The organism is Pseudomonas sp. WS 5059 (assembly GCF_012985525.1).
GTDB lineage: Bacteria > Pseudomonadota > Gammaproteobacteria > Pseudomonadales > Pseudomonadaceae > Aquipseudomonas.
Genome location: NZ_JAAQWO010000003.1, coordinates 15,555 through 29,697, shown reverse-complemented (window position 1 = coordinate 29,697; position 14,143 = coordinate 15,555). Strand labels below are relative to the sequence as shown.

General features: G+C 61.8%; 13 protein-coding genes. 5 read left to right on the top strand and 8 right to left on the bottom strand.

What is annotated here, in order from left to right:
• Positions 1 to 6 precede the first annotated feature (6 nt).
• On the bottom strand, positions 7 to 1,353 hold the full coding sequence (gene algB / locus HBO12_RS08970) for a sigma-54-dependent response regulator transcription factor AlgB (RefSeq protein ID WP_169954127.1): 1,347 nt from the start codon (positions 1,351 to 1,353) through the stop codon (positions 7 to 9).
• Between the two features lie 396 nt (positions 1,354 to 1,749).
• Between algB and HBO12_RS08965 the strand changes: the two genes are divergently transcribed.
• From HBO12_RS08965 to HBO12_RS08945, 5 genes are all read left to right on the top strand, one after another.
• Positions 1,750 to 2,034 carry a hypothetical protein gene (locus HBO12_RS08965; RefSeq protein WP_169954128.1) on the top strand — a complete coding sequence of 95 codons (285 nt, stop codon included), beginning with the start codon at positions 1,750 to 1,752 and terminating at the stop codon, positions 2,032 to 2,034.
• Between the two features lie 79 nt (positions 2,035 to 2,113).
• Positions 2,114 to 2,278, top strand: a complete 165-nt coding sequence (locus tag HBO12_RS08960; RefSeq protein WP_003170804.1) for a DUF1328 domain-containing protein — start codon at positions 2,114 to 2,116, stop codon at positions 2,276 to 2,278.
• Positions 2,279 to 2,280: 2 nt separating this feature from the next.
• Positions 2,281 to 2,748, top strand: coding sequence for an inhibitor of vertebrate lysozyme family protein (locus HBO12_RS08955; RefSeq protein ID WP_169954129.1), 468 nt, complete (start codon positions 2,281 to 2,283; stop codon positions 2,746 to 2,748).
• A gap of 706 nt (positions 2,749 to 3,454) precedes the next feature.
• On the top strand, positions 3,455 to 4,786 hold the full coding sequence (gene gltP, locus HBO12_RS08950) for a glutamate/aspartate:proton symporter GltP (RefSeq protein WP_057444842.1): 1,332 nt from the start codon (positions 3,455 to 3,457) through the stop codon (positions 4,784 to 4,786).
• Positions 4,787 to 4,881: 95 nt separating this feature from the next.
• Positions 4,882 to 6,111 carry a nucleoside recognition domain-containing protein gene (locus tag HBO12_RS08945; RefSeq protein ID WP_170041971.1) on the top strand — a complete coding sequence of 410 codons (1,230 nt, stop codon included), beginning with the start codon at positions 4,882 to 4,884 and terminating at the stop codon, positions 6,109 to 6,111.
• 92 nt (positions 6,112 to 6,203) lie between these two features.
• Here the strand turns inward: HBO12_RS08945 and HBO12_RS08940 are convergent, their stop codons facing one another.
• The 7 genes from HBO12_RS08940 to HBO12_RS08910 all read right to left on the bottom strand — a co-directional run bounded on the left by HBO12_RS08940 (position 6,204) and on the right by HBO12_RS08910 (position 14,052).
• Entirely contained in the window at positions 6,204 to 6,821 is a 618-nt protein-coding gene (locus HBO12_RS08940; protein WP_170041970.1) for an ABC-type transport auxiliary lipoprotein family protein, read from the bottom strand.
• Positions 6,818 to 7,756, bottom strand: a complete 939-nt coding sequence (locus HBO12_RS08935; protein WP_170041969.1) for an MlaD family protein — start codon at positions 7,754 to 7,756, stop codon at positions 6,818 to 6,820. The genes HBO12_RS08940 and HBO12_RS08935 overlap by 4 nt, the downstream gene beginning before the upstream one ends.
• Before the next feature lies 1 nt (position 7,757).
• The gene (locus tag HBO12_RS08930; protein WP_169954133.1) at positions 7,758 to 8,561 is read right to left on the bottom strand and encodes an ATP-binding cassette domain-containing protein; all 804 of its coding nucleotides are present in this window, start codon (positions 8,559 to 8,561) and stop codon (positions 7,758 to 7,760) included.
• Complete coding sequence (locus HBO12_RS08925; protein WP_169954134.1) at positions 8,558 to 9,706, bottom strand: ABC transporter permease; 1,149 nt, start codon at positions 9,704 to 9,706, stop codon at positions 8,558 to 8,560. The genes HBO12_RS08930 and HBO12_RS08925 overlap by 4 nt, the downstream gene beginning before the upstream one ends.
• A 55-nt stretch (positions 9,707 to 9,761) precedes the next feature.
• On the bottom strand, positions 9,762 to 10,793 hold the full coding sequence (locus HBO12_RS08920) for a DUF5924 family protein (RefSeq protein WP_170041968.1): 1,032 nt from the start codon (positions 10,791 to 10,793) through the stop codon (positions 9,762 to 9,764).
• Positions 10,794 to 10,865: 72 nt separating this feature from the next.
• Positions 10,866 to 12,248: a M16 family metallopeptidase gene (locus HBO12_RS08915; protein ID WP_170041967.1), complete on the bottom strand. Its 1,383-nt coding sequence runs from the start codon at positions 12,246 to 12,248 to the stop codon at positions 10,866 to 10,868.
• 145 nt (positions 12,249 to 12,393) lie between these two features.
• Positions 12,394 to 14,052, bottom strand: a complete 1,659-nt coding sequence (locus HBO12_RS08910) for a Na/Pi cotransporter family protein (protein WP_170041966.1) — start codon at positions 14,050 to 14,052, stop codon at positions 12,394 to 12,396.
• Between the last annotated feature and the right edge of the window lie 91 nt (positions 14,053 to 14,143).

Genomic DNA, 14,143 nt, shown 5'->3' with positions numbered 1-14,143 from the left:
TGCAGCTCACAGGTTGTATTGCTTGCGTTTGCGATACAGGGTCGACGCATCGATGCCCAGGGTCTTGGCCGCCTGGTCCAGGGTGTCGCTGGTGGCCAGGACGGCGCCGATATGGGCCTTTTCCAGTTCATCCAGGCTCAACGCCGCGCCGATACGCGGCGAGTTGTTGGTCGGTTGCTCGGCCATCCCCAGATGGCTGATTTCGACTTTCTCCTGGGCGCAGATGATGCTCGCGCGTTCCACGACGTTGCGTAGCTCACGGATATTGCCCGGCCAACGGTAGTTGAGCAGCGCTTCCCGGGCGTCATCGCTGAAGCCGCGAGCCGGTCGTGCGTACTCTTTGACGAAGCGCGCGAGGAAGCGGTCGGCAAGGGCCAGGATATCTTCGCTGCGTTCGCGCAGGGGCGGCAGGTGCAAGGTGATGACATTCAGGCGATACAACAAGTCCTCGCGAAAGCGTCCGTCGCGCACCATGTCTTCCAGGTTCAGGTTGGTCGCCGCCAGGATGCGCACATCGGCGCGCCGGGTGACAGGGTCACCGACCCGTTCATATTCCTTGTCCTGGATAAAACGCAGCAACTTGGGTTGCAGTGTCAGGGGAAAATCGCCGATCTCGTCAAGAAACAGCGTGCCACCATCCGCTTGGTTGACTCGGCCCAAGGTGCTTTCGCTGGCGCCGGTAAAGGCCCCGCGGCTGTGGCCGAACAGTTCGCTTTCCATCAGTTCGGCGGTCAGGGACGGGCAGTTGATGGTGACGCAGGATTTTTTCGCCCTTTTGCTCCAGCCGTGAATCGCCCGGGCCAACTCACCTTTACCTGTGCCGGATTCGCCGAGGATCAGGATATTGGCATCGGTGCCGGCCACTTGGCGGGCGGTCTCCAGCACTACCATCATCGCCGGGCTATGGGAGTCGAGGCCATCCTTGGGTTGGCGCACCTCGCCTTCCAGCGCTTCCAGGCGCGCCGATAGCTGGCGCACTTCCAGTTGCTTGGCGGTGGCCAGGCGCAGTTGGTCGGGGCTGCATGGTTTGACCAGGTAATCGGCCGCGCCTGCCTGGATCGCATCCACTGCCGTATCGACGGCCGAATGAGCGGTGACGATCACCACACGCATCCACGGTGCCTGAATGCGCATCTGCGCCAGCACGTCCAGGCCATTGTCTTCGCCCAGGCGCAGGTCCAGGAAACACAGGTCGAACACCTGGCGTTGCAACAGGGCATCGGCCTGGGCCGCGCTGTTGGCGGTGGCTACGGTATAGCCTTCATCTTCCAGGCAGTAGCGGAAGGTGCGCAGGATTGCTGACTCGTCGTCCACTAAAAGAATGCGGCCTTGAAGTTCCTTGGCGGATTCCATCTGTCCCGCGCTCCTTAAAATAAGAATGATTGATCTTGGTTAGTCCCGGAATAATCGGGCAAGTTGCATGGTTTATTCTGATTGATTCAAAGCCCTATCGCGCAGCTATCTGAGACCATTCCTACTTATATGCCTGGGCAGCGGGTTTTTAACCCTTGTTGACCCTTCGGCAGTCCTACAGCCCTCTCTGATCCCTTGATCCGACCATTGGCCATCGTGCATTTCGCACGGTGAGGATAGGCGCATCGTGCAGGATGCTGCTGATAAGAAACGCACCTATCTTTTAAGTTGCTGATTTTATTGGTTTTTATTTGGGTTAAAAACTGGCATGCACTCTGCAATACCTCTCCTACAAGCGTGATCAACGAACAAAACAACATGCGGGAGAGATTCAGGATGACTCGCCAAAGCCTCAAGCCATTGCGTGTATCGCCACTGCGCCTTCAACAGGGGCTGTTTGCCAGCCTCGCCTTGATGGTGACCTTGATCGGTGGCCAGCAATTGCAACATTGGCAGCAGAGCCAGCAGTCCGCCCCGCAGTTCGAGCGCGCACCGATGACACAGACCCATTTCCGTTCCGTTGGCAGCACCAGCGCTGACGTGACAGCCCCACGCATGATGGCGGTTGAACAGGACATTGCCCTGTACGACGAACCCGTCCAGGAACGCTGGGTGTTCTAGGCACGAACCTGCCGCCCCGTTGGGTGCGACAGGATGGCTACACAGCAGTCACTTCTATAGACGCAAAAGGAGAATCACCATGTTGAGTTGGGCAATCACATTCCTGATCATTGCCATTGTGGCTGCAGTCCTGGGCTTCGGTGGTATCGCGGGCACCGCTACGGGTATCGCCAAGATTCTCTTTGTCGTCTTCCTGGTGATGTTCATCGCTTCCTTCTTCTTTGGCCGTCGCGGTCGAGGTTGAACATGGCCAACTTGTCTTTCAAAACCCTGGCTGCCGCCCTGCTGTTGGGCGGCAGTGGCTTGGCCATGGCCGCCAATGACGGCCAGGCGCGGGCCAATGAACTGCTCAATGCCGACCCGCAGTATCGGGAAACCTGGCAGGGCGTGGTCAAGAAGGAAGAGCGCCTGCCGGAATGGGTGATCAACCTGTCGGGCACCTCTGAGCAGATGAATGCCGTGACGGAGGACGGTGATGGGTATCTGGTAGGGCCGCTGTGTGAAACGGCTGACACCTGCCTGAATAAACGCCTGATCGTTGCCTTCAGCCTTGATAAGGAAGATGCCTACGCGATGCTGGTCGAAGTCCCAGCCGGGCTTCCGGCGGACAAGTCGCCAACTAGGCATGCGGACTACCGCTTCATCGGCAAGCCTGATGAAGGCATGCAGAAGTTGCTCATGGAGCAACTGAAGAAAGATCCGAATTGGTACTAGGCCCGTCTGCGGGCCTTACCCACATGGAAACCGGCCAACTGCCTGTTTCCGTTTGCACCTGCCTGGCGGCGGTGCATGACCAGGGGGCCGGGTTGCTCTGATCAAAGTGGATCGGCGTGACCTACGGGTACAGGGAGTGCCTGCGCAAGGGCCGGGTCAGGAGAAAAGCTGCGACGCAGGTCCGCAGGCAGTTATGGCCTGACGGACTTGCGACGGGCTTGCTCAGCATCCCGTGGCACTTATGCTGTACTTAGCTGCAAATTTCCTTTCTGCATCATCACAACCGTTTCACGGTGTTGCTACGTGACCATCTATCGAGAAAGTTTGTCTACGGCCAGACCTGTTTCTTGACGGTATGCGTAGGAAATTTCAAGAGTTTTTCCCTCCCCGCAAAAAAACCGAAAATCCCTGGGCAAGCCTGAAATGACCGGTTCACGGCAGGTATGCCTGACAAAATGTCGCATTCGAACTGACCAAACAGACAGATTTATTTGCAAAAACCCATGCCGATTCGGCATAGGGTAGGCGTTTACGGCATTAGACTCTGCCCCCGCGCATCGGAATAGTTGCGCCTTTTTTCGCTTGCCAGTAAGCCATATCGGCCATCTGCGGTGACCTTCTACGGAGGTTGATGCTCACACTTTTTCGCTCCCGGGCGTTCCAGCTGGCGCATCTGCCTGAGTCCACTTGAAACAAGGGTAATGACATGAAGAAGGCAAAACTAAGCCTCGCCTGGCAGATCCTCATCGGTCTGGTGCTAGGGATTGCAATCGGTGCTGTACTCAACCACTTCAGTGCCGAAAAAGCCTGGTGGATCAGCAACGTGTTGCAACCGGCGGGCGATATCTTTATCCGCCTGATCAAGATGATCGTGATCCCGATCGTGATTTCGTCGCTGATTGTCGGAATCGCCGGTGTGGGGGATGCGAAAAAACTCGGTCGGATCGGCGTGAAGACCATCGTTTACTTCGAAGTGGTCACTACCATTGCGATTGTGGTCGGTCTGCTGTTGGCCAACCTGTTCCACCCCGGTGCCGGGATCGACATGAGTACCCTGGGTACCGTGGATATCTCCAAGTACCAGGCGACCGCCGCCGAGGTGCAGCATGAACATGCGTTCATCGAGACCATCCTCAACCTGATCCCATCGAACATCTTTGCCGCCGTGGCCCGTGGCGAGATGCTGCCGATCATCTTCTTCTCCGTGTTGTTCGGCCTGGGCTTGTCGAGCCTCAAGCCAGACCTGCGCGAACCCCTGGTCACCATGTTCCAGGGCGTGTCCGAGAGCATGTTCAAAGTCACCCACATGATCATGAAATACGCCCCTATCGGTGTATTCGCCCTGATCGCCGTGACCGTGGCCAACTTCGGCTTCGCCTCGCTGCTGCCATTGGCCAAGCTGGTAATCCTGGTCTACGTTGCCATCCTGTTCTTCGCCTTTGTGATTCTTGGCCTGATCGCCCGCCTGTTTGGCTTCTCGGTGATCAAGTTGATGCGCATCTTCAAGGATGAGCTGGTACTGGCCTACTCCACCGCCAGCTCCGAGACCGTGCTGCCGCGCGTGATCGAGAAGATGGAAGCCTACGGTGCGCCGAAAGCCATTTGCAGCTTCGTGGTGCCGACCGGTTACTCGTTCAACCTCGACGGTTCGACCCTGTACCAGAGCATCGCGGCGATCTTCATTGCCCAGCTGTATGGCATCGACCTGTCGGTTGGCCAGCAACTGATGCTGGTACTCACCCTGATGGTCACCTCCAAAGGTATCGCCGGCGTGCCGGGCGTGTCCTTCGTGGTGCTGCTGGCCACCCTGGGCAGCGTGGGTATCCCATTGGAAGGCCTGGCGTTCATCGCCGGTGTCGACCGCATCATGGACATGGCGCGTACCGCCCTGAACGTGATCGGCAACGCCCTGGCCGTGCTGGTCATCGCGCGTTGGGAAGGCATGTACGACGATGCCAAGGGCGAGCGCTACTGGAACTCCCTGCCACACTGGCGGACCAAGACCGCGCTGCCGGCTGGCGAGACCAGCCAGGGCTGATCCCTGCTTGATACGCACAAACCCCGGTAAATCCGGGGTTTGTCGTTTCTGTCAGCCCCGCTATCATTCGCCACATATTTAAAGGGGTGTGACTGATGCTCAATGGCCTGTGGCTTGGCTTCTTTGTCGTGGCAATGCTATCGGCGCTGGTGCAATGGCTGGTGGGCGGTAACGCCGGGATCTTTGCGGCGATGGTGGAGAGTATCTTCGCCATGGCCAAGCTGTCTGTGGAAGTGATGGTGCTGCTGTTCGGCACCTTGACCCTGTGGCTGGGCTTTTTGCGCATCGCCGAGAAGGCCGGGATCGTCGAGTGGCTGGCCAAGGCCCTGGGCCCGCTGTTCTTGCGGCTGATGCCGGAAGTACCGGCCGGTCACCCGGCCATCGGCTTGATCACCCTCAACTTTGCCGCCAACGGCCTGGGCCTGGATAACGCGGCGACGCCGATCGGCCTCAAGGCCATGAAGGCGCTGCAAGAGCTCAACCCGCTCCCCAACACCGCGACCAACGCGCAGATCCTGTTCCTGGTGCTCAACGCGTCTTCCCTGACCTTGCTGCCGGTGACGATCTTCATGTACCGCGCCCAGCAAGGCGCGCCCGACCCGACCCTGGTGTTCCTGCCGATCCTGCTAGCCACCAGCGCCTCGACCCTGGTAGGCCTGCTGTCGGTGGCGCTGATGCAGCGCCTGCGCCTGTGGGACCCAGTGGTGCTGGCGTACCTGATCCCCGGTGCGCTGGTGCTGGGCGGCTTCATGGCCTTGCTGGCGACGATGTCGGCCACGGCCCTGGCGGGCTTGTCTTCGATCCTCGGCAACCTCACGTTGTTTGGCCTGATCATGCTGTTTTTGCTGATCGGTGCGCTGCGCAAGGTCAAGGTCTATGAAGCGTTTGTCGAAGGCGCCAAAGAGGGCTTTGACGTCGCGAAGAACCTGCTGCCGTACCTGGTGGCGATGCTGTGTGCGGTTGGCGTACTGCGCGCTTCCGGGGCGCTGGAGTTTGGCCTCGAAGGGATTCGCCATCTGGTGGCCTGGACCGGCCTGGACACGCGCTTCGTCGATGCCTTGCCCACGGCGATGGTCAAGCCCTTCTCCGGCAGCGCGGCGCGGGCGATGCTGATCGAGACCATGCAGACCCAGGGTGTGGACAGCTTCCCGGCGCTGGTGGCGGCGACGATCCAGGGCAGTACCGAGACCACCTTCTACGTGCTGGCGGTGTACTTTGGCTCGGTGGGTATCCAGCGGGCGCGGCATGCGGTGGGGTGTGCGTTGCTGGCGGAATTGGCCGGTGTGGTGGCGGCGATTGCTGTCTGCTACTGGTTCTTTGGCTAAGCTTTAGATCGCTATCGCAGGCAAGCCAGCTCCCACATTTTGATGTGTGAACACCGTCAAATGTGGGAGCTGGCTTGCCTGCGATGAGGCCCTCAGCGTTTAGGTGCTGAGTTGCCCTGCTGCACCACCCAATCCACCACCTGCTTGTTCAACTGATCCCCCGCCAACCCAAACCCGGCCACTACCGCCGGCACCTGGGTATCACTCACCGGCTGGCGCACTTCAAAGCGCTTGGCCGCTACGATTCGCTGGTCGCTGCCGCGCACCAATCGCGCATCCAGCCGGATCACCACCTCCACCGCCGCGCCCCGGTACTCGCTCTGGAAGGCCTGCAACTGCCCGCCCAGCTCGAAATCCGCCTGCAGGTTGGTGTCATCAGTGCTCAGGAACGCCACCCGGCCATCACGCTGGAAACCGTCCAGCAGACGGTTGCGCAGCAGCACCGGCGCCGGATCGCTCCAGCGCGACTGGGCGTAGCTGCTGATCAAGTCGCCCTGGGGCACCACGGCAATGCGCGGGCTGTCGAGGAATTCACTGGCCTGCGGCTTGGCCAGGCGCAATGACCAGGTGCCCGCGCTGCCATGGGCAGGTGCTGGCGCCTGGGCCGCCGGCAGCCGGTAGACATTGGACGGATCGGCCTTGGGCAGGATCGAGCAGGCGCTGACCAGGGCCAGGGCTACCGGGAGGATCATTTGGTAAGCACGCTTCATGGCGTGAACTCCTTGTTCTTGTCACTGCCCAGCAGATACCCGCTGGGGTTGGCTTCCAGGCGACGGGTGATGGCGCGCAGGGAGCCGAGGGTATCGCGCAGCTCGCGCACGGCGGGCGCCAGTTCGTTGAGGCCCTGCATGCCGCTGTTCAGGGAGTCCTTGTTGCTGTCCAACAAACTGTTGATGGTGGCGGTGCTTTGCTCCAGGGAGCGCATGGCCCCTTCGGCGCTGCCGAACATCTGTTTGCCCTGGTCGTTGAGCAGCCCGTTGGCGTTGCGCATCAGCGCGGTGGTCTGCTCCAGGGCGCCGCCGGCCTGTTTGCTGACCTGGGCCAATTGCTGCATCACCACCTTGATATCGCCCCGTTGCTCGGCGATGGCCCCGGTGGTCTGCTCCAGGTGCGCCAGGGTGCCGCTCAGGCGGTCGACGTTAGCCGGCGAGAACATGCGGTTGGCGTTGTGCAGCAACAGGTTGATGCTGGTCATCAGGTCGTTGCTGTTGTTCAACAGCCGGGCAATGGGCGATGGCGAGGCGATGATCTGCGGCAGCTCGCCGTTCTTGCCCTTGAGCTCGGCGCTTTGTGGGGTGCCGCCGCTGAGCTGGATGATCGAGGTGCCGGTGATGCCGGTCAGCGCCAGCTTGGCCTGGGTGTCTTCCTTGATCGGTGTCTGCCCGGCCAGGCGGATGCGCGCCAGTACGCGGCGCGGGTCCTTGGGATCCAGGCGCAGGCTGGTGACATCACCGACCTTGATCCCGCTGTACTGCACCGCGCTGCCCTGGGACAGGCCGCTGACCGCTTCGTTGAAGATCACTTCGTAATCCTGGAACGCGCTGTCGACGCTGGACTTGGCCAGCCACAGGCCGAAGAGCATGGCGCCGACCACGACTATCACGCTGAACAGACCGATCATCACATGATGGGCTCGGGTTTCCATGTCATACCTCGTTGAGCTGTTGAGCGGCATCCAATGCCGCGCGGCCCCGGGGGCCATGAAAGTATTCGTGAATCCAGGCGTCGTTCGTTTGCGAAACAACATCTATGGCTCCGGCCACCAATACCTTTTTCTGCGCCAGCACCGCCACACGGTCGGTGATGGTGTAGAGCGTGTCCAGGTCATGGGTGATCAGCAGCACACTCAGGCCCAAGGCATCGCGCAGGGTCAGGATCAGTTGGTCGAATGCCGCTGCACCGATGGGGTCGAGGCCGGCGGTGGGTTCATCGAGAAACAGAATGTCCGGGTCCAGGGCCAGGGCGCGGGCCAGGGCCGCACGCTTGATCATCCCGCCGGAGAGCGACGACGGGTATTTGTCGGCCGCCGACAACGGCAGCCCGGCCAGGGCCAGCTTCACCGCCGCCAGGTGCTCGGCATCGGCGCGGCTGAGGCCGGCGTGTTCGATCAATGGCAGGGCGACGTTCTCCGTGACCGTCAGCGAGGAAAACAGCGCGCCCTTCTGGAACAGCACGCCGAAACGTCGTTCCACCAGGGAGCGCTCCTGCTCCGACAGGCTCGGCAGGTTCTGCCCGAACACCCGCACCTGCCCTTCGCTGGGCTGACGCAGGCCGATGATGCTGCGCAGCAGCACCGACTTGCCGCTGCCCGAGCCGCCGACCACGGCGAGGATCTCGCCTTTGTACAGGTCCAGGTCGAGGTTTTCATGCACGCTCTGCGGGCCAAAGCGGTTGCACAGGCCACGGACTTCGATCACCGCCTCGCTGGGCGCTCGCTGTAAACGGCTCACCAGCCCATCTCCATAAAGAACAGTGCGGCGACTGCGTCGAGCACGATCACCACGAAAATCGACTGCACCACCGCAGAGGTGGTGTGGGCGCCGACCGACTCGGCGCTGCCGCTGACCTTGAAGCCTTCCAGGCAGCCAATGGCGGCGATCAGGAAGGCAAAGAACGGCGCTTTGACCAGGCCCACCAGCAAATGCTGGACGCCAATGTCCGATTGCAACAGCGAGAGGAACATCGCCGGCGAGATATCCAGGGCCACGGCGCACACTACGCCGCCGCCGATAATCCCCGAAATCATGGCGAGAAAGGTCAGCATCGGCAGCGCTACCAGCAGCGCGAGGACGCGCGGCAGTACCAGCAACTCCATGGGGTCGAGGCCCATGGTGCGGATGGCGTCGATTTCTTCGTTGGCCTTCATCGAGCCGATCTGTGCGGTGAAGGCGCTGGCGGTGCGGCCGGCCATCAGGATCGCGGTGAGTAGGACACCGAACTCCCGCAGGAAGGAAAACGCCACGAGGTCCACGGTAAAAATACTCGCGCCGAAACTTTCCAGCACCGTGGCGCCGAGAAACGCGACCACGGCGCCCACCAAAAAGGTCAGCAAGGCGACGATGGGTGCGGCATCGAGCCCGGTCTGTTCGATATGCGCCACCATCGGCGTCAGGCGCCAGCGCTTGGGCCGGAACACGCCGCGGGCAAAGGTTGCGAGGATCAGGCCGATAAAGCCCAGCAGGGTCATGGCGTCTTGCCAGACCGTATCCACCGCGCGGCCGATGCGGGCCAACAGCTGGATGCCGGCGCTTTCCTGCGGCTCCTTGACCGGCACACAGAAGTCATTCAGGGAGCGGTAGACGGTCTTGAGCAGTGCGCGGTCGGCGGCGGGCAGACGGCAGTCGGTTTGTTCGGCGGAGTGTTCGATGCGCTCCGGGCCCAGCAGCTCTACCAGCAGCGAGGCGCCGGCGGTGTCGAGCGCACCCAGGCCGTTGAGGTCGACGCGGGTGCTGGCGTCGTACTGGCCGTCGAGGCTTGTCGACAACTTCTTCAGGGCGCTGTAATGGGCCAGCGTCCAGTCCCCGGTGACCCGCAGTTGGGGCGGCTGGGTGGATGCGTCCAGGTGGGCATTGCCTGCCGTTGTGCTACTGGTCATAAGCTCCGAGCTTGTTTGGCTATTCCACAATTGCTATGTAATAGCACGATCCGTCCTACTTTGGCGTGTCCGTTTGCGCTGTGTCAGTGACTTTAAAGCGCAACACGCCGATCACCTGGCCGTCTTCGGTCAGCACCCGTACTTGCCAGCGGCCCACGGCATTCGCCGGGAAGTTCTGCTTGTGGGTCCAGGCCCGGTAGCCTTCCTTGCGCCCGCCGTGGATATCCAGGGCGATGCGGTCGACTTCTTTGCCGTTGAACTGCCATACATGGTAGATGCGCTCGTCCAGCCCGCGCGGTGCGTTGATGGCGGTGTAGGCGTACAGGCCGCTGCTGCGCAGTTGGCTGGCGCTGACTTCCTTGAGGTCATCGCCGGGGGTGCGGTCCTGCAATTGGGTACTGATCGCCACTTCGGTCATCCACAGCGTGGCCGGCGGTACCCAACTGCGCAGGAACCAGCCTGCGCAACCAATCACCGCCGTCACGCCCAGCAGCATCAGCCAACCCTTGACGCTGCGCAGCGGCAGGCTCACGGCCAAGCTGGGGATCGACAGGGCCATCGCCACCCCCAGCGCCAGTTTGTAACTCTCGGCGGTGGTCAGGTGCAGGATGATCGGCAGCGCGGTGAGCAAGGCGGCAAACAGGGTCAGGGTGTGCAGCGCCAGAAACAGCGAGCGCTTGGGCGCCAGCCATTTGTAGTACAGCGGGTCGGTGATCGAGACGAGCGCGGCGGCGCCCAGCAAACCGGTGAAAATCGCCTGGCTGCTGTTCCAGGTGGTGGTGACGAAAAAGAACGGCAGGACAAAGAACAGGCTTTCCTGGTGGATCATCTGTGTGGCGTAGCGCAGCAGCGGTTCGGGGATTTCCCGCTTGAAGACCTTGCTGAACAGCTGGGTGAAGCTGTTTTCGAGCATCAGCCACAGCCAGCTCACCAGCATGATGATCGCGATCCAGCTGGCCATGCCTTGCTGGCGGTCCACCAGGATAAAGCTGCCCACCCCCGAGATAAAACCGCCGAGTGCGATCACCCCTGGGTAGCGCTTCATCAGTTCGAGGATGCGCTGTATGAAATGGGTCAGGTATGGCATTCGGCGGTTCGCAGTCTTTGTAGGAAAAAATCCCAGACAGAATAACGTCTTAGCCCGTTGATAGGCGTGTCATTACACAATTGCTTTGCGATAACGGCGCAGCCCGATCAGCCCAATGGCGATCAGCCCCAGCATGCCTGCGGCGCTCCAGCCCAGGGCGTCGTAACTGAGCAGCGGCTTTTCAATGCGCCAGTAGCCTTGTTGGTTGAACAGCTGGCGCATGGCCTGGTTGGTTTGCGCCAGGCTCACGGCCTTGATGCGCTTGGCCGGGTCGCTGAAGCGCCCGTCGGCGTAGTCGGCCAAGGCGCTCCAATAGTAGTCGGCCAGCGCGCTATTGCCTTGCACGGCCCAGGCCTGGCGGTCGATGGCGGCTTGTTGCAGGCGGTGAAAGGTGGCCGGGTCGAGGCCATCCTCAAGCAGCCTGGCCTTGAGGTTCTCTAGGACGTGTTCGGCCTCGGGCAGGCTCTCGCGGTCGAGGTCGGCATTCAGGCTCATGAAACCCACGCCGCCCAGCACTTCGCGCTCGCTCCAGGGGCCGTAGGACAGGCCATGCTGCAGGCGCAGCTGGCGATACAACGCCCAATCCAGGTAATCCTTGAGCAGGTCGTAGGTGGCATCGTGCTGGTCGTCCAGCATCGGCTCGGGGAACAGCCAGTGCAGCTTGGCGCCATCGCCGACCCAGCCCCGGATCAGGTCACGATGGATCGCTGCGGCGCCAAGGGTTTGCGGCAAGGCCCGGTGTTCGCTGGGGTCCACCGGTTCGAGCTGGCCATAGGTGCGTTCCAGATAGGCCGGTAGCAGTTTATCGAGGTCGCCGACGATGATCAGGGTCATGTTGTTGGGGGCGTACCAGTCCTGGCGTACCTTTTCCAACTGGGCGCGGGTCAGGTGCTCGACCTCGGCGCGCTCGGCGCATTTGAGGCCCAGCTCCACCGCCAGTTGATTGCTGGCGTTGTGCCCCAAGTCCTGGCGATCCAGCAGGCGTTGCAGGTGCGAATAGTGGCCACCGTCTTCGCGCTCGACCACTTGCTTGGCGGCGTTGATCGCCGCGTCGCTCAGTTCGGTACGGGTCAGGATCGCCTTCAGCAGGTCCAGCACCTTGCGCTGGTTACGTGCCGGGGCCTCGATGACGAAGGTGGTGTCGGCATTGCTGGTGTAGGCGTTCCACTCCCCGCCCAGGGCCTGCATCTGTTCTTCCAGCACACCTTCGCCGCCGCCATCGATGCCGCTGAACAGCAGGTGTTCGAGCAGGTGCGGCAGTTCCTTGTCGGCGCAACTGAAGTCGTCCAGGCCTACGCCGACCACCAGGCGGATCGCCACGTGCCCGCGCTCGGTGCCCGGCTTGAGCAGCAATTGCAGGCCGTTGGGCAACATATAGCCTTCGACCTGCAAGCGATCAAAGGCAAAGGCGTGGGCCGAGCCTATGAGCAGGCAGGCGAATAACAGGCGACGCATAACGGGGTTCCTGGCGGGTGATGACTTTGTGAGCAGCCAGTGTGTCAGGCACGTATTCGTCTGCTGACACACCGCTATCGCGGGCAAGCCCGCTCCCACATTGGTTGGGCGGTGTTTTTAACTGACTCCCCAGGCGTGTGGTCGTTCAGGGCGAATGGGTGATGTCGGCAATATTGTCCGTGGCCAGCGCGCCGGTCTCGGAGGTTTCCAACACTACATAAGCACTGCTGCAAAACAACGAGTTCAGGCGTTTCATGTCGGCAATCAGCTCCAGGTGCAGGGAACTGGTCTCGATGCTTTGCACGATCTTGCGTTGCAGGCGGCTGACATGGGCGTGGGCCAGGCGCCGTTCCTGGGCGCGGAAGCGGCGCTTCTCGCGCAGCAATTGGCGGGCGCTTTCCGGGTCGGCGCTGAGGAACACCGACAGGCCCAGGCGCAGGTTGGCGATCAACTGGCTGTGCAGACCGGCCAGTTCTTCCAGCCCGACTTCGGAAAACGAGCGGCGCTGGGAGGTTTTCTGCTGCTGGACCTTGCGCAGCATGCGCTCGATCAAGTCGCCGGCCAGCTTCAGGTTGATCGATAGCTCGATGATCTCGGCCCAGCGCCGGCTGTCGTGCTCACTCAGGTCTTCCCGGGGCATTTGCGCCAGGTACAGTTTGATCGCGCTGTAGAGCGCTTCGACATCATCGCTGAGGCTGCGCATTTCCTGGGTGATCGCGGTCTGTTTGCCGCGTAGCACTTCCAGCATGGCGGTCAGCATGTTGTCGATCAGGTCGCCCAGGCGCAGGGTCTCCCGCGCCGCGTTGGCCAGGGCCAGGCTTGGGGTGGTCAGCGCCGTGGGGTCAAGATGGCGGGGTTTGGCCAGGCCATTGGCCTCCGGGCGCTCCGGCAGCAGCCAGGCACACAGGCGCGCCATGGGGCCGATGGTGGGCAGCAGGATCAGGCAGCGGGTGACGTTGTAGAGCAGGTGAAAGGTGATGACCATGCCCTGGGCGCTGTAGTCCAGGGTGTCCATCCACAGCACCAGCGGGTCAAGGACGGGGATGATCAGCAGCAGGCCAATCAGCTTGTACAGCAGGCTGCCCAGGGCCACCTGGCGCCCGGCGGCGTTTTGCATGCTGGTGCTGAGGAAGGCCAGTACGCCGCTGCCGATATTGGCGCCGATCACCAGGCCAATGGCCACATGCAGGCCAATCACCCCAGCGCCGGCCAGGGTTGCGGTCAGCAGCACGGCGGCCAGGCTGGAGTAGGAAATCATCGCGAACAACGCGCCCACCAGGGCATCGAGCAGGATGTCGCCGGTCAGCGAGGCGAACAGCACCTTGACGCCCTGGGCCTGGGTAATCGGCCCGGCGGCTTCGACGATCAGTTGCAGGGCGAGAATGATCAGGCCCAGGCCGATCCCCACCCGGCCCATCTGCCCGGCGCGCGTCTGTTTGCGCGACAGGAAGAAGATCACCCCGAGAAAAATCAGCAGCGGCGACAGCCATGACAGATCCAGGGTCAGCACCCGCGCCATCAGCGCCGTACCGACATCGGCGCCGAGCATGGTCGCCAGGGCGGGCGTGAGGCCCATCAGGCCCTGGCCGACAAACGAGGTCACCAGCATCGCCGTGGCGTTGCTGCTCTGCACCATGGCGGTCACCAGGATCCCGGCAATGAACGCCAGCCAGCGCCTGGCCATGTTCTGCCCGATGACCTGGCGCAGGTTGGAACCGTAGACCCGCAGGATGCCGGTACGGACGATATGCGTGCCCCAGATCAACAGGGTCACCGCAGAAAGAAGATTGAGCAGGGTCAGCATGCTCGGCCCCCTGTATTGAGTCGTGCTCCAATGGAGCAAAAAGTGCCGCGTGCCGTTTTGTAGTGTGTACTTAAGCTGTAGTTGGCGAACG

What these genes read in the sequence shown, in the direction of transcription:
- algB (WP_169954127.1), bottom strand. Translation starts at nt 1,353, where the DNA reads ATGGAATCCGCCAAGGAACTTCAAGGCCGCATTCTTTTAGTGGACGAC.
- HBO12_RS08965 (WP_169954128.1), top strand. Translation starts at nt 1,750, where the DNA reads ATGACTCGCCAAAGCCTCAAGCCATTGCGTGTATCGCCACTGCGCCTT.
- HBO12_RS08960 (WP_003170804.1), top strand. Translation starts at nt 2,114, where the DNA reads ATGTTGAGTTGGGCAATCACATTCCTGATCATTGCCATTGTGGCTGCA.
- HBO12_RS08955 (WP_169954129.1), top strand. Translation starts at nt 2,281, where the DNA reads ATGGCCAACTTGTCTTTCAAAACCCTGGCTGCCGCCCTGCTGTTGGGC.
- gltP (WP_057444842.1), top strand. Translation starts at nt 3,455, where the DNA reads ATGAAGAAGGCAAAACTAAGCCTCGCCTGGCAGATCCTCATCGGTCTG.
- HBO12_RS08945 (WP_170041971.1), top strand. Translation starts at nt 4,882, where the DNA reads ATGCTCAATGGCCTGTGGCTTGGCTTCTTTGTCGTGGCAATGCTATCG.
- HBO12_RS08940 (WP_170041970.1), bottom strand. Translation starts at nt 6,821, where the DNA reads ATGAAGCGTGCTTACCAAATGATCCTCCCGGTAGCCCTGGCCCTGGTC.
- HBO12_RS08935 (WP_170041969.1), bottom strand. Translation starts at nt 7,756, where the DNA reads ATGGAAACCCGAGCCCATCATGTGATGATCGGTCTGTTCAGCGTGATA.
- HBO12_RS08925 (WP_169954134.1), bottom strand. Translation starts at nt 9,706, where the DNA reads ATGACCAGTAGCACAACGGCAGGCAATGCCCACCTGGACGCATCCACC.
- HBO12_RS08920 (WP_170041968.1), bottom strand. Translation starts at nt 10,793, where the DNA reads ATGCCATACCTGACCCATTTCATACAGCGCATCCTCGAACTGATGAAG.
- HBO12_RS08915 (WP_170041967.1), bottom strand. Translation starts at nt 12,248, where the DNA reads ATGCGTCGCCTGTTATTCGCCTGCCTGCTCATAGGCTCGGCCCACGCC.
- HBO12_RS08910 (WP_170041966.1), bottom strand. Translation starts at nt 14,052, where the DNA reads ATGCTGACCCTGCTCAATCTTCTTTCTGCGGTGACCCTGTTGATCTGG.